Below are 15,925 nucleotides of genomic sequence, written 5' to 3' on the forward strand. Positions count from 1 at the left end.
GATTTACCCCACGACTTTGCGTAATTCGATTTTGTTCTTTAGTCCCTGTGCGCGAACCGCATCCACTTGGTTGGTAGCCAGTTTGGTGCCGTTGACCGTTACCACGGCAACATCAAAAGGCCCCTGCACATAGATAGGCATTTCAAGGCCATTTGCGGCATGGTAGGTGGATTGCTCCGCTGTCATGTCCTCAACCACAATGGCATGCCAGTCGCCCACCACACCGCTTGTTACAGCAGGATGCGTGGCAACATTGGCCGCGTTCACGGCGATCAGGTCACCACGTTTATAAGCCGTTGCCGTTGTTGGCTTGGCATTTTCAGTACGAACACCATCACCAACGACGAGTTGGCGGCTTTCAATAGTGGTTGTGATAGTGCTACCACCCGTTACTGTTACTGTGCGACTCATTGATGGTCTCCTTGTGCTGCTGCAAATTTATTAAATGCCTGGTCGAGTGCGGAACCCTGCGGCTGACCTGCACCACCCTGTCCACCATTTGCCTGATGCGTAAATAGATGCGCTAATGCTGGATTAGGCTGTGCAGGTGTAGGCTGTGGTGCTGGTTGCTGTTCAGGTGTTTTGCTTGAGAATTGACGCAACTGTTTAGCTGTAAAGCTAAATGTTGCATCATCCATATTGGTGTACGCTGTTTTATCCTCAGCACTAAACTGAACCTTTAATTCGGTTTCCAGTGCTGTAATGTCCGCAGTTCGCTTGTCAGCCTTGAACTTTTTCAATTCAGCCTGTGCTGCATCACGTTCCTGTTCAGCCTTTTGCTGTGCTGCTTTTGCCTGTTCTAGTTCGGTCACGTCTGTGTCCTCTTGTTGATTAAATTTTTTAGGGCTATGACTTGCTGCCACAGCGTTGGTATTGTCATCTGCACCCAGGGCACAAAAAGACACTTCACGAATACGGCCACCACGGAACACAGTAATTGGACCTTGGTGCACTTTCCCGTTTACAGTAACTGCTGTACCTGCCTGAATCTCCTCAATGGTTGAGGGTTCAATACGCACTGACATTTGCCACGGAAAGCCATCGTCCGAATCCTGGGCGACCTGAGTACCAAACTCATTACTCATCAAGTCACTAGAAACGGTAAAGCCATCCTTATGGTTGATTGCATGACTATTGATTGCCCCAGCACGTTGCCGTGATGAATGCTCAAGCAATGCGGGAATACGTCCCTTGACCTGCATTGAGTCAAGATCAAAAATCACCCGATCCCAATACCAATGGTCGGTAATTACCTCACCGCTATATGCCACACCTGAAAAAGTGCGCTTTTTGTTTTCAACTGGCTGATCAAGTGCGATCTCATTTAGCCGAAAACAGAATTTATTTTGCTCATCTGCCATATTTCACCCAATAAAAAACCGCCCCAAATGGACGGCTTTTAAGATTCATAAAGTTAATTTACCAAGGCTTTTAGCGTGTAAACCAATTGCCCTTTCTCCGTTGTGATCGATACAACCTCAAATGAAATGCCAATTTCAAACAACACCCCCTGTCCAGCGTTAAGCTTTTCCAGATCAATGCCCAAACCCTTGGCATTCTCGACCTTAATAACCACATCGGTATTGGATGCCACCAACATCAATGGGGAATCCAAAGTGATTGTTTGCCCAACCTGTAATGAAGCCACGTAATTTAACGTTGATGCACCTGAAACAACCTTGGCCGTATTGGATGCCACCGCCTGAATCTGCGCCATGTCTGCCTTGATCCAACGGCGTAGCACTTCCTCAGCCAAACTGATTTGTTGATTGCCCAGATAAGCTGTAAGTGCCGCATCATTGCCCATCACATAATCAAGGAACGTTTTAATTGCGCTGGGCCTGATTGTTGGGTCAAGTGGAATCACCGTATTGGCAATCGTGTCAAATAGGTCACGGCTCCTTTCATTCATCGGTGCCAATAGGCTTGTCAGCTTTTCACTTGCAGTCCATTCAGCCTTAATGACCTGCTTCTGGTCAAGTAAAAACTCCTTGTCCAGAATTGAGTCCGCAATCTTTTGGTCAACCAGATCAGACAGGTCACCAAAATCAGCAGGACTGGTGGACCAACCCAGATCAACGGCGACTCGTGGTAAATCCTCATCTGACGTGATGCCGTATTTCAATGCCTGTGCCTCGGTTAATGCGATTACAGTGCAACGGCAGCGAAAACCATTAGGCGGATACCATGTCAACCAGAACGGATCATCTATGTGACGGATAATCCGATTCATGGCCAAGTGGATGGGTCGTACCCTGCTGTCATCAATCGCTGAATACATCAGGTAAGGTCGAGCTGCCTTATTCCGCTGCTGTTGCTGCCACCGCCCATGTGCGTAGGCTGATTGGATGTTAGTCCGAAACACATTATCTAAATAAGATTCAGGCAATATAATTTCGCTTTCAGCCACCAGCTTCTTAAAGTCATTAAATGTTGAACCATCAGCAATGGACTTGTTGACCGCTTTCATCACCGTTTCAATCTGTTCGATACCTGATAGAAAACCAACGGTGCTAGCAAGCTGTCTGGTGCGCAGGTCAAATGAGTAGAACTCATCAGGCAATATGATTTTACGCGCCTGGGCGTACTGCATGGCTTCAAGAAAGGTAACTGGCTGCATTTACTTTCCTCCACTGGCAGTCACGTACCCAAGCACATCACCAGCATACAAGGCCCTTTCCAGATTCGTTGTGAATGATGTCTTGGATGCACCTGGCATAAGCTGCATCAGATTAAAGGCCAATGCTTCAGGTGTTTCACTTTGCTGGACCAGTTGATTGACCTGCCTTTGACTCAGCAACTCAATTGAACCCTGCCCGTCTGTAAGCTCCTCAACTTCCTGCTGTGCTGGCGATAGGTTCTTCACGCTGGCTGCAAATGAAAAAGCCCGTTGTGGTAACGCGGTGAACTGGGGCACTGGCTGCTGTGTCTGCGGTTCAGCCAAATCACCCTCCTGAAAGCCATATTCACGCATATAATACTTATTGGTAAAACGTGTACCACTTGCAAAAAGGCTTGCATCACGTTCCGCCTGTTCCTTGTTTAGCGTTTTTGGTTTTTCACCCAAGATGATCTTATGTTCTTGCCATCCGTTGAGTAGGCACAGTGCATCAACCACTGCCTGCAATGTCGGTGCGGTTAAACGCATATCAGATTTTAATTTATCCTGACGTACATTTTCATGTACTTCGCCCAGAGCACGGCTACCAGTGCCATCAGTGCCACTTGTAAGCGTTTGCCCAAGGACCACTTTCTGAATTTGGCGAATCAGTACGGTATGAAACATATCAAAGGATGAACCTGCTGTTCCATTCGATCCAGCTGTAAGGACCTGGACATCATCTTCTTTATCTACAGCAAGTACACTTTGGGCATGTGCATTCAATAATGCCTCTGCCATATCACCTGTATCGGTTGTATCAACCTTACCCAGTAAAATTGGAGTACCAAACCGCTCAAGAAACTTTGCCCAAAACTTAAAGCCATTCTGCTTAAAGAAAAACAGCCAGTACAGGGTTGCCAATAAAGCTTTACCATAAGGCTGTTCATAGGAAGCCTTGCGGCGGGTTAGAAAGAATTTTAGTTTCTGGTCTACCTCATGTTCCCTGCCAGTACCATCCTGACGGTAGATCAAGCGTCCATCGTTCTTGGGTTCAAACCATTGCATTGGCTTTTCACCAATCCATTGCAACCCAACATAACCATCTGGCTTAAATTCATATACCGCTTCCTGAACTGAATAGCCAAATAACAGTGCATTCAGCGATCCTGATGCGATTTCAAAGAACCATTCCTTTAACTCAATATTGAGCAATTCGGCTTCATTGGTATCACTCGGCTCTATGCGAAACGGCGTTGCCAATAAAGCATCTATACGGGTTTCAACTGCCTGGGCAATTTCATCATCATCCAGCAAGACCTTTAGTTTATGACGTGCAATGCCAGCTTTGCGAAGCACCTCATCAGTATCAGGCTGACGTCCAAAGTTGATTAAAAACTGTGTAACAGCTTCTTGAGAGTATAAGTTGCCATAGGACAAAGCCTTTTTAGGCGCTTTGTCCTTGTTTTTAGACTTTGCCATTGCTGTTTACCTTAATTGAATGTACGGCTCCCTGCCGTTGCAGGTTTTGATTTGTGTCTGCCTTTCGATATCTTCTCTAGGGCATAGCGTATTGAGTCGATATAGTGGTTGAATGCGTCCACGATGATCGGTAAGACTTCATCAGTCAGTCGGTCTTTCTTGTATGAGTAATTTCGGAACTCGTTCAGGGTCTCTTTGCAACGTGAATGAATGTAGACCGTTCTAAATGACTTTATAAACGCAATTCCATCTTCAACCGATCCCTTGCCCTTTTCACATGGCTTGATCCTGCTTAATCCATGCCGTTTTAAATGGCTAATGGACTCAGGTCGGGCATTATCGGCATAGGTCACATATAGCTCTACGTCAGGAATAAGATTTGACAGCAATTCCATTGTGTCGTCTAAATCAACACCCACACCGCCAGCTTCATATTCAATCCACAGGCAATCATCATGAATCCATGATCGGGTGCAGGCCAACGGATCATTGGCAAAACCAAAGTCCAGTCCCTGATAGGGACCATCCCAGCCATATGGATCAGGAACAAAGTCCTTAACCTCAAACTTGTCTCTAAATATCTGCGCCTCAGACATTTCAAGATAGTCACCCTCCCAAACCCATCGGTAGGTTGCATCATCCTGGTTTGCCTGATCCTGACGGCGTTCAATCTCCAGTTCCTCTGGAAACCACGGATTATCGGTGTAGTTCATTTCCACACCCAGGCCAATCAATTCACCTGTAATGGTGTCCCGAATCTCACCATGCCTAAACCGTTTACTGGTTGCGCTATCCCGACGTTCAGGGTTCCATGTGATCCAAACCTCTGAATTGGCTTCACGCACGGTTGGCAATAATTTGCGCCAGGCAATCTCACTAACCGTCTCAGCCTCATCCACCCAACACAGTAAAATTCTTGCCTTGGACTTAATGCTATCGAGATTGTGGCGTAGACCACAGAAACCATAATGTACTCTGCGGTTCCTGGTCCGAATATATTTCTCACCAATCTCGTAGTAGGCATCCAGAAAAGGTACCGAGCGTATTGCCTGCTTGATCTCTTCCATTGATGACTCTTCAAGAGAGTTCATAAACTCGCGTGCACCCAGAATCAGACCACTTACACCCGCCTCGGCAAACATATAGCCTTTAATGGCGGTCATTAATGCAAAGGTACGTGTCTTGCCTGAACCACGGCCACCCCATGACGATCGGTAGCGCAGGTTGGGGTATGAAAAAATTGGAATGAGTTTGGGCGGCAGTTCAATCTGTACTTTTGACATGAGGCGCTACCAGTTCAATGGTCGTAGGTTTATTGATGGATTCCCCCTTGCTTGTATGGTCCACCTCCTGTTTGTTGGTATATTGCCCACCCATTTCCTTTGCAGCCTGCTCAGCCCATTTGGGGATCAAAACTGGATTGTCTGGGTATTTATCAACCAAGCCCTGTAGAAGCTGTAAGCGATAACGCATATTCGCAATTGGAATAGCTTCAAGTTCTTGATTGGCTATACGGCGATACTCAAAAAATTTATCTCTCAAATCCTGACTTAAATCCTGCCCCATTCTTTTTGTAGGGTCATATAGCTCACATTGCTGTGGCGAGACATCAACATTAAAAATGTCTTTAACTGCTTTGGATGTTTTGGTGGGTGTTTCAAACTCAGCAAGCATCCTAACGATGAACAGTTTCACCTTTTTGGTAATACGTGCCATTTCAACCATTCCATCAAGGTACATCAAGGTAGAATGGTAAAAAAAATTCTAAACCACTCTTAAATAACAAGTTCCGCAAGCATGATAGACATCGGCCTTAGCCACTGTTGGACGTTGATTTGCAGCATTCACCATTTCCTGCACTTCCTTATTTGCACCATAACGGCGAACCACACCTGTAAATTCTTCTACATCGTGGCCTTTTATTTCTAAATTAGGTTTACCAGTCTCACGGTTATAGGATGGAACCCCATATTTATCTTTCTTATGTGCAATGTGGTAAAGCTCATGTTCGATCAAGGCACAGAAATCAATATCATTGGCTTGCTGTGCATATGTCGCATCAATTGTGATTAGGTAATCTGGCAGATCATTGAACCATTGATAAAACTGTTCTTCCTGACGTTCTTTCTTCCAGCCACCAGCATTGATCATGATCTTTTCGGCTTGGCCAACGACAAAGCGACCTTGTTTCTTAAATCCACCTTTAGCCCACATTACAGCGATTTGCGGATAGTGATATACACCTAAATGGGCATGATCAGGATTAAATAGCTTATGTTCAGGATTGAGAAAAATTGACTTTATCCATCGCCATAATTCAGGTGCTGGTACAAAGTTTGGGGTATCAAGTGCGAAAATCCAGTCTGGAGGATACGGGCGCTGCTGAATCAGAAATCCGACTTCGTTCATAAATCTCATCCATTAAAAAACCACCTTTAGGTGGTTTCTCTTGACTATTAAATTATCTACTTACTTATATTAGATATATTTTTTAAAACATTGGATAAATCTTCTAAATATTTTCGATCAGAACCCAGAACATAACTTTCCGCTTTATCGGCTAATAATCTATTAATTTTAGATATATTTAGCTTCGATAATCTACTTTGTTCTGAAGAAAAAAATCTTCCCGAATCTACAGGCATTATAAAATCTTCGAATGAAAACAATTTAGATATGTCTTCATTAAATATAATTGGATTATCACATGTAATGAGGATATCACCGTTTGTGCTAAAACTCCTGATAGCACAGCTTGTTTCATATATTTTAAAAGTAAAAATCGGTAGTAAGACAAACTGCACAAATTTCCTTATTGATTCTTTTTTTATATTTTTTTGAAAAAATTTTATTGTTTTCCGATCAAAACCTATCATTTTTTTTGCCTCGCTATGGGCGGCATCATAAACTTCTAAAATACTGTCGATATATTTTTCCGCAATTACAGTCTGATTCGGATTTCTCCAAAACATCAAAGCTATCATTGTCTTAAAAAGTAACTGTCCCTCCTCTTCACTAACAACATTTCCAAAAATCCCACAATATTCATTATTAATTAAATCTATTTCTAAAAGAATTTCTGCCAATTTGCTCTCTATATTTCTGTAAAATGTCTCGATTCCTTCAAATTTATTATTTTCAAATTCTATAGTATTTAAATAAGGAATATAACAAATTCTCGCTGCTGTTGTCTCTTGAACCCTATATCTATCTTTTTTTAAGATTACATACAACTTCTTATCCTGAGAATAAAACCTCTTTTGATACGACTCGTGGACATAGTGATGATTTTTAGAAGTGTTCATCGAAACGTGATTTCCAATTTTTAGATTCTTCATACTTATTGAAAATATTAAAAGCCCACCTTTCGATGAGCTTTAATATCTGTGGTTTACTTACACTTCGACCACTATAAAGCAAAAATAGCACTTGCCTTGATCAAGGTCAAGACCCTAAATCACTGCCTTTGCAACTTCATAATGGGTTTTCTCTAATTTTCCCTGTTTAAATAACCAGGTTGCTACTTCTGGCCAAGAATACATTGCAGATTTCGAAGATAAACCATACATAGGGCGAGGGAAATTACCATCACCACGTTTATTCTGTGCATATAATGAAAGTGCCTGACGGCTCATCCCTGCTCGATCAGCCATTTCAGAAAGTACGGAGAAACCTTGTTCCTCTACAATCAAATCTGAAAATCCTAATAAGCGAATGTTATCCAAAGCTGATCTAATCGCTTGTGTTGCATTTTCAGCTTCTCGATCAAACTCTAGATACACAGTGTCGTTATAACTACAGATTAATGCATCATCACAACCTGCTTCAAAAAATTTATCTTCAAGATTGGCTAGGTCAGAACGAGCATCACGTACCACAATAGTAAAGTGATAAGTATTCATAGTTCATCTCCATTACATTGCTTAACTTTACGAAGGATTTGCTTTGCATGGGTTTCTGGGTCTCTTGGTGTACTCCAGACACTCATTTGATGCTCAGAATGACCAAGTACACATTTCAAACGGCAAAATGCGTGACCTGATTTTCCTGTTTCAACAACATCCCAACCGTTTTCAATTGCATATTCAATCGCCTCTCGGATATGTTTATTAGGATGCCTATTCATTCATAATCCTTTTACTATGGTTCAAATTATAATCTCTTGTTGTCAATTGTCAACACTAAGCATATCGCTCAGCAAACACCCTCACCTTGCTCAAATCATCCGATTTGTTAAATAGCAACGAGAACTTCATCAGATTTTCTTGTGTAAATAACCGATTACCACGTGTGCAAAACCGTTTTAACTCATCTAGGTTATGTTCGTAATCTCTCAGGTCTTTAATAAGCTTTTTAAACACGTTATTAGGCATACCAGCAGGGTTTCTGATCTCCCGATGCATACGTTCAAAATAAGCCTTTAACTTCTCTGCCTCGTGCCATTCGGCAACTAGATCATATTCATCAATGACAGCAACGGTAACGGTCTTGGTATCACGTACATACTGCTTTTTACCCCAACCCTGACTAAATTCTTCCTCGATTTCCTTTTCTTGTTCAGTCTTAAACTGCTCTTCAGTAATCGCGCCTTTCGATGTAACCTTAGCCTTGATAATTTGATTCATCCAGTAGTCAAAAGCCTCCATTTGCAGTCTTTTGATTCCCATTTTGATATCAATAAACGTGAGCCTACCTGTCTGGTCCAGTACCTCTTCAAATTGCTGTTGAAGCTCAGGTAACTTTTCAAAAGTTTCTTTTAAGGTCTGATACTGCTCTGCATGGATTCTTTGAGTATTAAACTCCCGCTCTTTATTGGTAAAGTCCACACCGAAATTATTCTTTCCGCAAACATGCCCTATAACAATTTCAAATCCATTTGTCAGCTTTACGATGTAGCCTTTCAGATGCTTTGTTCCGCACTGGGCAATACCGCATTTAATGCGTTCCTTAAACTGATAGTGTCCAACGAGATCCTTGATCTTGATACCATCCTCATTTTGAGAGATATGAACAGACTCCATAAAGTTTGGTCTAGCTGATATTTCTTCAAAATTATGAATCAATTTAAATTGTTGAGCTGACATCTTAGTACCCTCTTATTAAACCGTACCTTTCACATAACGAATGAACGAATACCGTACATGGAGTGCGGCCAATCCACAGCGAACATCATATTTAGCATCCATTACTGTACGATCAGGCGTTTCCAGCTCAGCCCACGAACGGTCATGGAAATATCGGCCAATGATGGTGTCCATCCATTCCAGAGTCGCTTCACTATCAGTACCATTAATAATATCAAGCACTAAGCGTTGTACAGCTCTCGCCTCATCATCTGTGATCTGACACGACACTTTGTGGTGTGCAGTTTGTTGTAGCTCCTGAGTGTCACAAAGGTAGTAGGCAATTAGTTTGGCCCGATCTTTCTTCTTCAACCTGACTTTTGCCTTTTGCATCGCTACAGCAATTGGGTTGGCAGCCTGTTTCCCACCCTTACAGGAACGTTGCCAAGCACCACACTGACGAAGCCAATCAGGTAGGTCATATTTGCTCCAATCCACCGTCTGCATAATGTGTACTGCTGTATTCATCTCATCACCTAAAACAATTCAAATTAAAATTTATGAGGTTTGTTGTTATTGATCTGTTTGCTCCTCAACACACTTAAATCGGCATGTATCTAAATAATCTCGAACACAGACATTTCCTTTCTTGCCATGGCGGTTTTTGACAACACATAACTGGGTCATCCCTAAAGGCGTTAGGTTGTCTTTATCAACCAATGGATTTACTAAAATGATCTGGTCAGCATCCTGCTCAATTTGCCCTGATTCCTTGATATCCGAAGCTTTAGGCTGTTTGCCTTTCTCCGCTTCACGGTTAAGCTGAACAAGAGCAATCACAGGACATTCAAATTCCTTTGCCATTGATTTCAATTCACGGCTAATCGAGCTCACTTCGTGAAAGCGGTCTTTACGGCTTGGGTCTCTAAGAAGCTGCAAGTAATCAACAATGATGCAACCTAGCCCCTTGTAACGGCGCTTTGCTCGTCTGGCATAAGACCGCACTTCACCAATGGATGGTTTCTGTTTTGGTTGAATCCAGATAGGTAGTTTTTCATAGGTCTGTCTACAAGCTGCGTAATCACCTAAAAGCCCATCATATAGCTCAGCGTTGTGGATATTGTGGTATGGAATAGACCATAGTGCGCTGATCATACGGTTCGTTAGCGTCTCCCGATCCATTTCAGCAGAAACAAACAAAACACCCTTGCCATGTACTTTTGCGGTATTGATCGCCAGCATCTGTGCCAGTGTGGATTTACCTGAACCTGGTCTACCGCCCACAACACAAAAATGCCCTTTCTGGACCGTACCAATGAGGCGATCAAGGTGAGGTAGGTTGAACTGCACGCCAGTAAATTGGTTTTTGTGCTTTGCCTCAGCTTTTTCAATCATTTGTGTCAAAGCACTCTGGATTGCCTCCTCAAAGCTTGAGCCATTGTCGTTTTGTTCAGCACTATCGGTTTGTCCTAAAATATTCTCAGCTTCAGCGAATACATCGGGTTGAGTCATATCCTGAGCCATTGCCGTAATGCGTTGTCCAATGGACTCCACTTGTCTATGCGCCTTGAATTTTTTCAGTTGGGTGATGTAGGCGTCACAGTTGAAAAAACTACTCGGTGCTTCAGCCATCAAATCCATGAGATATTGTTCACCACCCATCAGGTGCAGCATATTTCTTGAACGAAGCCATTGTTCAACCATGACAGCGTCATACGGCTTGTTATTGTTCGATAAATCCACAATTGCGTTATAGATTTGCTTATGACGTTCAGGATAGAAACAATCCTCATCAAGATCATTTCCAACCACATCATACGAAAGTGCTGTGGTCATCAAGGCGGTTAGAACTGCCTGTTCCATCGGAATGTTGTGAATACGTGATATCACCAAGCTGCCTCCACTTCACGGTATTTTGAGAAATCTATTGGTTCGTTAGAGTGTGGTGTATCTTGTTGATACCCGCCTTGAACTTGTTTGGAATTGGCAATAAACCGATCTAAACGCGTAGCATCACGACAGATGAGTTCGATATCAGTGTAATTACCCTGTGTGTGATGATCTGATTTGGAACAACCGACAATGCCCTTTTTGATCTCTTCAACCGAGTAGCCCTCCCTGAGTCTGGTTAATATCTTGCCCTTTCGTTTGTTATCCAGAATCGTTCGATCATTTTTTCCAAACGTGGTTTTCCAAAACGCAAAGATTTCTTGAATTTCATTTTGAAAATTTGATTTTGTTTTTTTCTCAGCCACAGGTTCATCGTCAGATGGACATATGTTTTTATTATTTTCAGGATTCAGTGAATCAGGAATCAGATTAAAGGATTCAGGAATCAGGGCGTTTTGGTCTGAGATAGAAACAGTTTCATAACTGTTATTATCCTGTTCTGCAAAATAACCTATATCGTTATTGACGTCCTGAATTGAGTTGTTAAAACTGTTTTCAGCCTCCTGATTCGTGTTATTGACTGAAAATTCCCCTGTTTTATTATAGAAATCGTGGAGTTTTTCATGTTTTAAATAAATCGGTTTTCCAACAATGGTTTTGTTTTTCGGGTTGCGATTGTAGACCGTATATAGTCCATTTGGGTCAGGTAACTCACTATCTTTCTCCAAACCATGCGGCGTTTGATGTTTGATAAAGTTTGTTATCTGGATAATGTCCATACCATCAACGTTGTATAACTCGATAAAACCATACTTGGAAATGTTTAATAACTGTTCTGAAACGTTTATTTCATCCGCAGGAAAAAGGGACATTTTGATCTTTTTAGGGCGATTCTCTAAACGGCCCTCCCGATCTGCCAATGTCCACAGTCCAATGAATAGCAATCTTGCTTCACAAGGCAATTCGACAATATCTTCATTCTGAAAAAATGACGGTTTAATATTTCTTGCTCTAGCCATCAGAGTTTCTCCTTTGCCTTTAGCCTGTCGATCACTGCCGTTTCAAAACGATTGATCAGGGCATATTTATCCCCGTTACGGCGTGAATCCTCGACTGCCTCGGCTGCTAGCCAACTGGTTTTCTCAAAGTCACGGTCTACGCCTAGAGCCTGCTCTAGTGCATTACGGGTATCTCGGTAGTGTTCCAGCGCATCGGCATAGTTGTCGTTGTCTATCTGCTCTTGTGAACGACCTTGCGGGTCATTTAAGTATTTGCCCCGTGGAGGGAATTTTGTTAGATTGTGCTCGTTCATATTTATTCTCGCTTAGCAAGTATGAATAAAAGGCCATAAACCGCTTCCCGCTGCTAAAACTGGAGGCGGTTTTATTTGCCCTCAATACAGGTGTTGATTTGTTGTTCCAGCGTGGCAAGTAGTACGTGCATGTCGTGTATGACCTTTGCCATATCAATTGCCTCGCCTCTGGTAATTCGTCCATCTGCCAGCATTTCCCTAAATAGTTCCGTTACGTCACCTTTCTTGATACCCAGATTTAAAAAGGTATCCATCAGGCAACTATCTCTATGGCTTTCTGGTATATCGGGTAAGTCGATGGCTGCCTTGCCATGTGCTGCACAGATCGCCTGGAGTATTCGGAAATCCCCTGTTATGCCCATTAGTTTTGTGGCTTCAAGCAAAGTCAGGTGATGCGTTTCAGTGTTTGGGTTGACCTTGCTGTTGAGTACCGCAGGGCTTTTGATGCCCATGCGTAATGCAAGTGCATTTGCCCCGCCTTTAAAGTCGTGAACCGTGTGGTAAGCCGCATCTAATATGTTCATTGGCTGTCCTTTTGAACGTGTTTATTAGATCGCTACCTCATTACCATTTTGGTTAGGTAATAGTTGAACTGGATACAACCCAAAATGTTGTAAGACTTCCTGTTCTGAAACCTGTCCATTACTTGCTTTAACTAAAGCTGTACGGAGCTTTCTACGTGGTTCTTTATACCCATATAAAAGATGGGTCTTTAGATAACCACTTGTTGTACCAGCAGCTTTTGCATACTTGTCTAATTGCTCAGGAGTCATTTTTAAAATGAAGTCTCTAAATCGCATAGATTGATCCTCTTTAATCAATCCAAATATTACCTTTTAGGTAATTAAAATACAACCTTTTTTCTTGTTTACCTTTAAGGTGACAAAAGTAAAATTACACCTAACAGGTAGTTTTCTCTTTAAAAACTACCTGTTAGGTGTTTTCTGTAGCAAATGTTGCTAAAAAGTTGAGTTAATGTATGGACAGCAAAACGATTAGATATAACAACACTCGTATTTTGGTTGACCAAGTAGGAGGTGTTTCTAACTTTGCTAATAAGATTAATAAAGGTCAGTCACAAACAAGTCAGTTTGCAGGCACTACGCCAATCAAAGGGATTGGTAATAAGGTAGCTCGTGAAATCGAAGATGCTTTTGGGAAACCACATGGATGGTTAGACCTACCACATGATGAAGAATTTAAGTCTTCAGATGCGAATGTTTCTGAAGCAATACCATTGATCGGTAAATTGATCCCTGTGATTTCTTGGGTACAAGCAGGTACTTGGACATCAACGGAAGCAATACTTTCCAATACCCAGTTTGAAGAATGGCTTCCCCCAAATCCTAAATCTGGGAAACATGGCTATGGTTTAGAAGTTGTTGGAGAATCAATGCTTCCTGACTTCCGTCCTAGCGACAAAATATATGTAAATCCTGACTTTCAAATTAGTGATTTAAAAACAGGTGATTTGGTTATCGTTGCTTGCGATGGGGAAACAGAAGCAACGTTCAAGAAATTAATAGTAGAAAGTAACGGTATGTATTTAGAACCCTTAAACCCGAAATGGCTTGGAAAAATCATGGAGCTTCGTGAAGGATGCAAATTGGTCGGAAAAGTTGTTGGGTTATATAGAGATGTATAATTTATTCTGAGAAAAAATATGTCATACAATTTAGGACCTAATCCCGTAACCCCAGTTGAAAGATTGTTTTTATTAAATGATGATCAAAAATGGGAAGACTTTATTGAGGATTGTGTCATAGAGTTAAAAAATAAAGAAAATTATAAAAACATTATAAAACTGGGAGGTGCTGGCGATAAAGGTCGAGATATTTGTGCTTATCTAGAAGTTAATAGTGCCAATGAAAATACATGGGATCTTTATCAGGCAAAATATTATAATTCTGAGTCAATGAATCCGACAAATTTCTATCCTGAATTAGCCAAATTTTTTGATATGCTAATTTCGGGTGAATATACGAAACCGAGAAAATACTACTTATGTGCTTTAAAAATCGGCTCTACGCTGCATGATCTTTTTATGGAAAGTGAAAATTTTAAAACTCATTTTCTTGACAAAATTGAAAAAAATAATGGGGTTTTTTCTAATTATACTGTTAAAGCAGAAATTAATGAGTTCAAAAAATTTGTAAAAGATTTTGATTTTACAATTTTTCATTATTATTTACCAAAGAGTTTAATTGCTATTCATAGCACATCCCCGAAACACTGGGAAAAGTTTGGGGAACTTCCAAGACGTGGAGAAGATCCTGCTCTTCCAATAAGTTATGAAAATTTTGAAGAAACCTATATTAATGAGCTATTGGCTCTTTATAACAACATAACCAAAGGTGATTTCACTTTAGATACGTTAGCAGAAAGATATAAAAGACATTTAAATGCTCAGAGAAAAGTGTTTTTTATGGCTCAGGGCTTAAAACGGTTTAGCCGCGATAAAATACCAAATGCTTTTGACGACTTACTTAAGGATTTACTCACTTCAATTGAAGTAATTCTTTATAATTTTTATCAAAATAATATGGAAAAACACACAAAAATTATTGAACATGCCAATAACTGCAATGTAAGTAATAATCCTCTGTCTCTTAGATTAAAATCAGGTGATCTATCAGGATGTTGTCATCACTTAGTAAATGATAAAAAACTAAAATGGGTCGACGATGAAGATTTATAACACACCAACCGAACTTGGAATTAGAGCTAGTATATTACTAAACTATATATCACCTAATTATGCAACAATAAATAAGATTTCATATTTAGACTATATTGCAATTTATTCAAAAAATTATACTGGAATAGAAAGCCTTCATCCTGAAGTTCCAATGCATCAAATGGAGTTTCTTTTGCGATATGAAGCTTTAAAATCTGGATTAATTCAGATGATAAAAAAAGGAATAGTAAATACTGAGATTTTAAATAATGAAATTCACTATAAAAAAGGTGAAAACACCTTTTCTTTTATTCACTTATTAGATAATAAATACCATACAGACTTAATAGTTAAATGCCAAATTGTTGCTGAAAGGTTTGGCCATCTTAACGAAAATGAACTTTACGAATTAATTCTATCCTCAGAAGTTTTGGGAAAATAAAATGTATATAACATTAAATAGCTTAATCGTTTATGGGGAAAATAAAATTCCTGTATCTATAGATTTTTTAGACAAAAATTCCATAATTCAAGGTCCTTCGGATACGGGGAAATCTTATATAATTGATTGTTTAAATTATTGTTTAGGCAGCACTCAAATTCCGAGAAATATTGGTTTATCAGATGGATATACTAAATTTATATTAAATTTTCATATTAATAATGATAAGTATAGCATTATAAGAGACTATGCCTTTAATATCGAACGTATTTATAAGGGATTCATTTCAAGATTACCAGAAAACAATGATAATCTAATTGAAAAAAAATTTAATGATTTTTTATTGAAAATTTAGGTTTAAAGGGTAAACAAATTCTTACTAAATCAGGGATAAGATCCAATGTAACTCTTTCCGCCCTTAAGTCTTTATCATTTTCTGATGAATCGAGAACCCTTTCAC

General features: G+C 40.6%; 21 protein-coding genes. 4 read left to right on the forward strand and 17 right to left on the reverse strand.

Features of this window, described 5'->3' with window-relative positions; all coding sequences use genetic code 11:
• Positions 1–3 precede the first annotated feature (3 nt).
• The 17 genes from QTA56_RS03505 to QTA56_RS03585 form a co-directional block, all read right to left on the reverse strand.
• Entirely contained in the window at positions 4–411 is a 408-nt protein-coding gene (locus tag QTA56_RS03505; RefSeq protein WP_267979558.1) for a hypothetical protein, read from the reverse strand.
• Positions 408–1,361 (reverse strand): hypothetical protein, encoded by a 954-nt coding sequence (locus QTA56_RS03510; RefSeq protein ID WP_267979559.1) that lies wholly within the window; start codon positions 1,359–1,361, stop codon positions 408–410. Before QTA56_RS03510 ends, QTA56_RS03505 begins: the two co-directional genes overlap by 4 nt.
• A gap of 53 nt (positions 1,362–1,414) precedes the next feature.
• Positions 1,415–2,620 (reverse strand): phage head morphogenesis protein, encoded by a 1,206-nt coding sequence (locus QTA56_RS03515; RefSeq protein WP_267979560.1) that lies wholly within the window; start codon positions 2,618–2,620, stop codon positions 1,415–1,417.
• Positions 2,621–4,081: a phage portal protein family protein gene (locus tag QTA56_RS03520; protein ID WP_267979561.1), complete on the reverse strand. Its 1,461-nt coding sequence runs from the start codon at positions 4,079–4,081 to the stop codon at positions 2,621–2,623.
• Between the two features lie 11 nt (positions 4,082–4,092).
• Complete coding sequence (locus QTA56_RS03525) at positions 4,093–5,364, reverse strand: PBSX family phage terminase large subunit (RefSeq protein WP_267979562.1); 1,272 nt, start codon at positions 5,362–5,364, stop codon at positions 4,093–4,095.
• Entirely contained in the window at positions 5,345–5,797 is a 453-nt protein-coding gene (locus QTA56_RS03530; protein ID WP_267979563.1) for a DUF2280 domain-containing protein, read from the reverse strand. The genes QTA56_RS03525 and QTA56_RS03530 overlap by 20 nt, the downstream gene beginning before the upstream one ends.
• Before the next feature lie 48 nt (positions 5,798–5,845).
• Positions 5,846–6,490 carry a putative metallopeptidase gene (locus QTA56_RS03535; protein ID WP_267979564.1) on the reverse strand — a complete coding sequence of 215 codons (645 nt, stop codon included), beginning with the start codon at positions 6,488–6,490 and terminating at the stop codon, positions 5,846–5,848.
• Positions 6,491–6,546: 56 nt separating this feature from the next.
• Positions 6,547–7,386 carry a DUF4238 domain-containing protein gene (locus tag QTA56_RS03540; protein ID WP_267979565.1) on the reverse strand — a complete coding sequence of 280 codons (840 nt, stop codon included), beginning with the start codon at positions 7,384–7,386 and terminating at the stop codon, positions 6,547–6,549.
• A 147-nt stretch (positions 7,387–7,533) separates the two neighbouring features.
• On the reverse strand, positions 7,534–7,983 hold the full coding sequence (locus tag QTA56_RS03545) for an XRE family transcriptional regulator (protein WP_267979566.1): 450 nt from the start codon (positions 7,981–7,983) through the stop codon (positions 7,534–7,536).
• On the reverse strand, positions 7,980–8,207 hold the full coding sequence (locus QTA56_RS03550) for a hypothetical protein (protein ID WP_267979567.1): 228 nt from the start codon (positions 8,205–8,207) through the stop codon (positions 7,980–7,982). Before QTA56_RS03550 ends, QTA56_RS03545 begins: the two co-directional genes overlap by 4 nt.
• 55 nt (positions 8,208–8,262) lie before the next feature.
• A complete protein-coding gene (locus QTA56_RS03555) occupies positions 8,263–9,165 on the reverse strand; it encodes a hypothetical protein (protein WP_267979568.1) in 903 nt (300 codons plus the stop codon).
• Between the two features lie 15 nt (positions 9,166–9,180).
• A complete protein-coding gene (locus QTA56_RS03560; protein WP_267979569.1) occupies positions 9,181–9,672 on the reverse strand; it encodes a hypothetical protein in 492 nt (163 codons plus the stop codon).
• Positions 9,673–9,717: 45 nt separating this feature from the next.
• Positions 9,718–11,007 carry a replicative DNA helicase gene (locus tag QTA56_RS03565; RefSeq protein ID WP_267980033.1) on the reverse strand — a complete coding sequence of 430 codons (1,290 nt, stop codon included), beginning with the start codon at positions 11,005–11,007 and terminating at the stop codon, positions 9,718–9,720.
• A 23-nt stretch (positions 11,008–11,030) separates the two neighbouring features.
• Positions 11,031–12,053 (reverse strand): hypothetical protein, encoded by a 1,023-nt coding sequence (locus QTA56_RS03570; protein WP_267979570.1) that lies wholly within the window; start codon positions 12,051–12,053, stop codon positions 11,031–11,033.
• Positions 12,053–12,346 (reverse strand): hypothetical protein, encoded by a 294-nt coding sequence (locus QTA56_RS03575; protein WP_267979571.1) that lies wholly within the window; start codon positions 12,344–12,346, stop codon positions 12,053–12,055. Before QTA56_RS03575 ends, QTA56_RS03570 begins: the two co-directional genes overlap by 1 nt.
• A 71-nt stretch (positions 12,347–12,417) precedes the next feature.
• Positions 12,418–12,870, reverse strand: coding sequence for a phage regulatory CII family protein (locus tag QTA56_RS03580; protein ID WP_267979572.1), 453 nt, complete (start codon positions 12,868–12,870; stop codon positions 12,418–12,420).
• Positions 12,871–12,894: 24 nt separating this feature from the next.
• Positions 12,895–13,146, reverse strand: coding sequence for a hypothetical protein (locus tag QTA56_RS03585; RefSeq protein WP_267979573.1), 252 nt, complete (start codon positions 13,144–13,146; stop codon positions 12,895–12,897).
• A gap of 179 nt (positions 13,147–13,325) precedes the next feature.
• Here QTA56_RS03585 and QTA56_RS03590 point away from each other — a divergent pair, with 179 nt between their 5' ends.
• From QTA56_RS03590 to QTA56_RS03605, 4 genes are read left to right on the forward strand one after another with little or no spacing between them, the layout of a single operon-like run.
• Positions 13,326–13,991, forward strand: coding sequence for a LexA family protein (locus tag QTA56_RS03590; RefSeq protein WP_267979574.1), 666 nt, complete (start codon positions 13,326–13,328; stop codon positions 13,989–13,991).
• An 18-nt stretch (positions 13,992–14,009) separates the two neighbouring features.
• Entirely contained in the window at positions 14,010–15,044 is a 1,035-nt protein-coding gene (locus tag QTA56_RS03595; RefSeq protein WP_267979575.1) for an ABC-three component system protein, read from the forward strand.
• A complete protein-coding gene (locus tag QTA56_RS03600) occupies positions 15,031–15,465 on the forward strand; it encodes an ABC-three component system middle component 2 (protein ID WP_267979576.1) in 435 nt (144 codons plus the stop codon). The genes QTA56_RS03595 and QTA56_RS03600 overlap by 14 nt, the downstream gene beginning before the upstream one ends.
• A 1-nt stretch (position 15,466) precedes the next feature.
• On the forward strand, positions 15,467–15,820 hold the full coding sequence (locus tag QTA56_RS03605) for an AAA family ATPase (RefSeq protein WP_267979577.1): 354 nt from the start codon (positions 15,467–15,469) through the stop codon (positions 15,818–15,820).
• The last annotated feature ends 105 nt before the right edge of the window (positions 15,821–15,925 follow it).

This window comes from Acinetobacter thutiue (assembly GCF_030385805.1).
GTDB lineage: Bacteria > Pseudomonadota > Gammaproteobacteria > Pseudomonadales > Moraxellaceae > Acinetobacter > Acinetobacter corruptisaponis.

Bases quoted from the DNA above. Each gene is read 5' to 3' on its own strand.
- QTA56_RS03505 (WP_267979558.1), bottom strand. From the start codon at position 411: ATGAGTCGCACAGTAACAGTAACGGGTGGTAGCACTATCACAACCACT.
- QTA56_RS03510 (WP_267979559.1), bottom strand. From the start codon at position 1,361: ATGGCAGATGAGCAAAATAAATTCTGTTTTCGGCTAAATGAGATCGCA.
- QTA56_RS03515 (WP_267979560.1), bottom strand. From the start codon at position 2,620: ATGCAGCCAGTTACCTTTCTTGAAGCCATGCAGTACGCCCAGGCGCGT.
- QTA56_RS03520 (WP_267979561.1), bottom strand. From the start codon at position 4,081: ATGGCAAAGTCTAAAAACAAGGACAAAGCGCCTAAAAAGGCTTTGTCC.
- QTA56_RS03525 (WP_267979562.1), bottom strand. From the start codon at position 5,364: ATGTCAAAAGTACAGATTGAACTGCCGCCCAAACTCATTCCAATTTTT.
- QTA56_RS03530 (WP_267979563.1), bottom strand. From the start codon at position 5,797: ATGGCACGTATTACCAAAAAGGTGAAACTGTTCATCGTTAGGATGCTT.
- QTA56_RS03535 (WP_267979564.1), bottom strand. From the start codon at position 6,490: ATGAACGAAGTCGGATTTCTGATTCAGCAGCGCCCGTATCCTCCAGAC.
- QTA56_RS03540 (WP_267979565.1), bottom strand. From the start codon at position 7,386: ATGAACACTTCTAAAAATCATCACTATGTCCACGAGTCGTATCAAAAG.
- QTA56_RS03545 (WP_267979566.1), bottom strand. From the start codon at position 7,983: ATGAATACTTATCACTTTACTATTGTGGTACGTGATGCTCGTTCTGAC.
- QTA56_RS03550 (WP_267979567.1), bottom strand. From the start codon at position 8,207: ATGAATAGGCATCCTAATAAACATATCCGAGAGGCGATTGAATATGCA.
- QTA56_RS03555 (WP_267979568.1), bottom strand. From the start codon at position 9,165: ATGTCAGCTCAACAATTTAAATTGATTCATAATTTTGAAGAAATATCA.
- QTA56_RS03560 (WP_267979569.1), bottom strand. From the start codon at position 9,672: ATGAATACAGCAGTACACATTATGCAGACGGTGGATTGGAGCAAATAT.
- QTA56_RS03565 (WP_267980033.1), bottom strand. From the start codon at position 11,007: ATGGAACAGGCAGTTCTAACCGCCTTGATGACCACAGCACTTTCGTAT.
- QTA56_RS03570 (WP_267979570.1), bottom strand. From the start codon at position 12,053: ATGGCTAGAGCAAGAAATATTAAACCGTCATTTTTTCAGAATGAAGAT.
- QTA56_RS03575 (WP_267979571.1), bottom strand. From the start codon at position 12,346: ATGAACGAGCACAATCTAACAAAATTCCCTCCACGGGGCAAATACTTA.
- QTA56_RS03580 (WP_267979572.1), bottom strand. From the start codon at position 12,870: ATGAACATATTAGATGCGGCTTACCACACGGTTCACGACTTTAAAGGC.
- QTA56_RS03585 (WP_267979573.1), bottom strand. From the start codon at position 13,146: ATGCGATTTAGAGACTTCATTTTAAAAATGACTCCTGAGCAATTAGAC.
- QTA56_RS03590 (WP_267979574.1), top strand. From the start codon at position 13,326: ATGGACAGCAAAACGATTAGATATAACAACACTCGTATTTTGGTTGAC.
- QTA56_RS03595 (WP_267979575.1), top strand. From the start codon at position 14,010: ATGTCATACAATTTAGGACCTAATCCCGTAACCCCAGTTGAAAGATTG.
- QTA56_RS03600 (WP_267979576.1), top strand. From the start codon at position 15,031: ATGAAGATTTATAACACACCAACCGAACTTGGAATTAGAGCTAGTATA.
- QTA56_RS03605 (WP_267979577.1), top strand. From the start codon at position 15,467: ATGTATATAACATTAAATAGCTTAATCGTTTATGGGGAAAATAAAATT.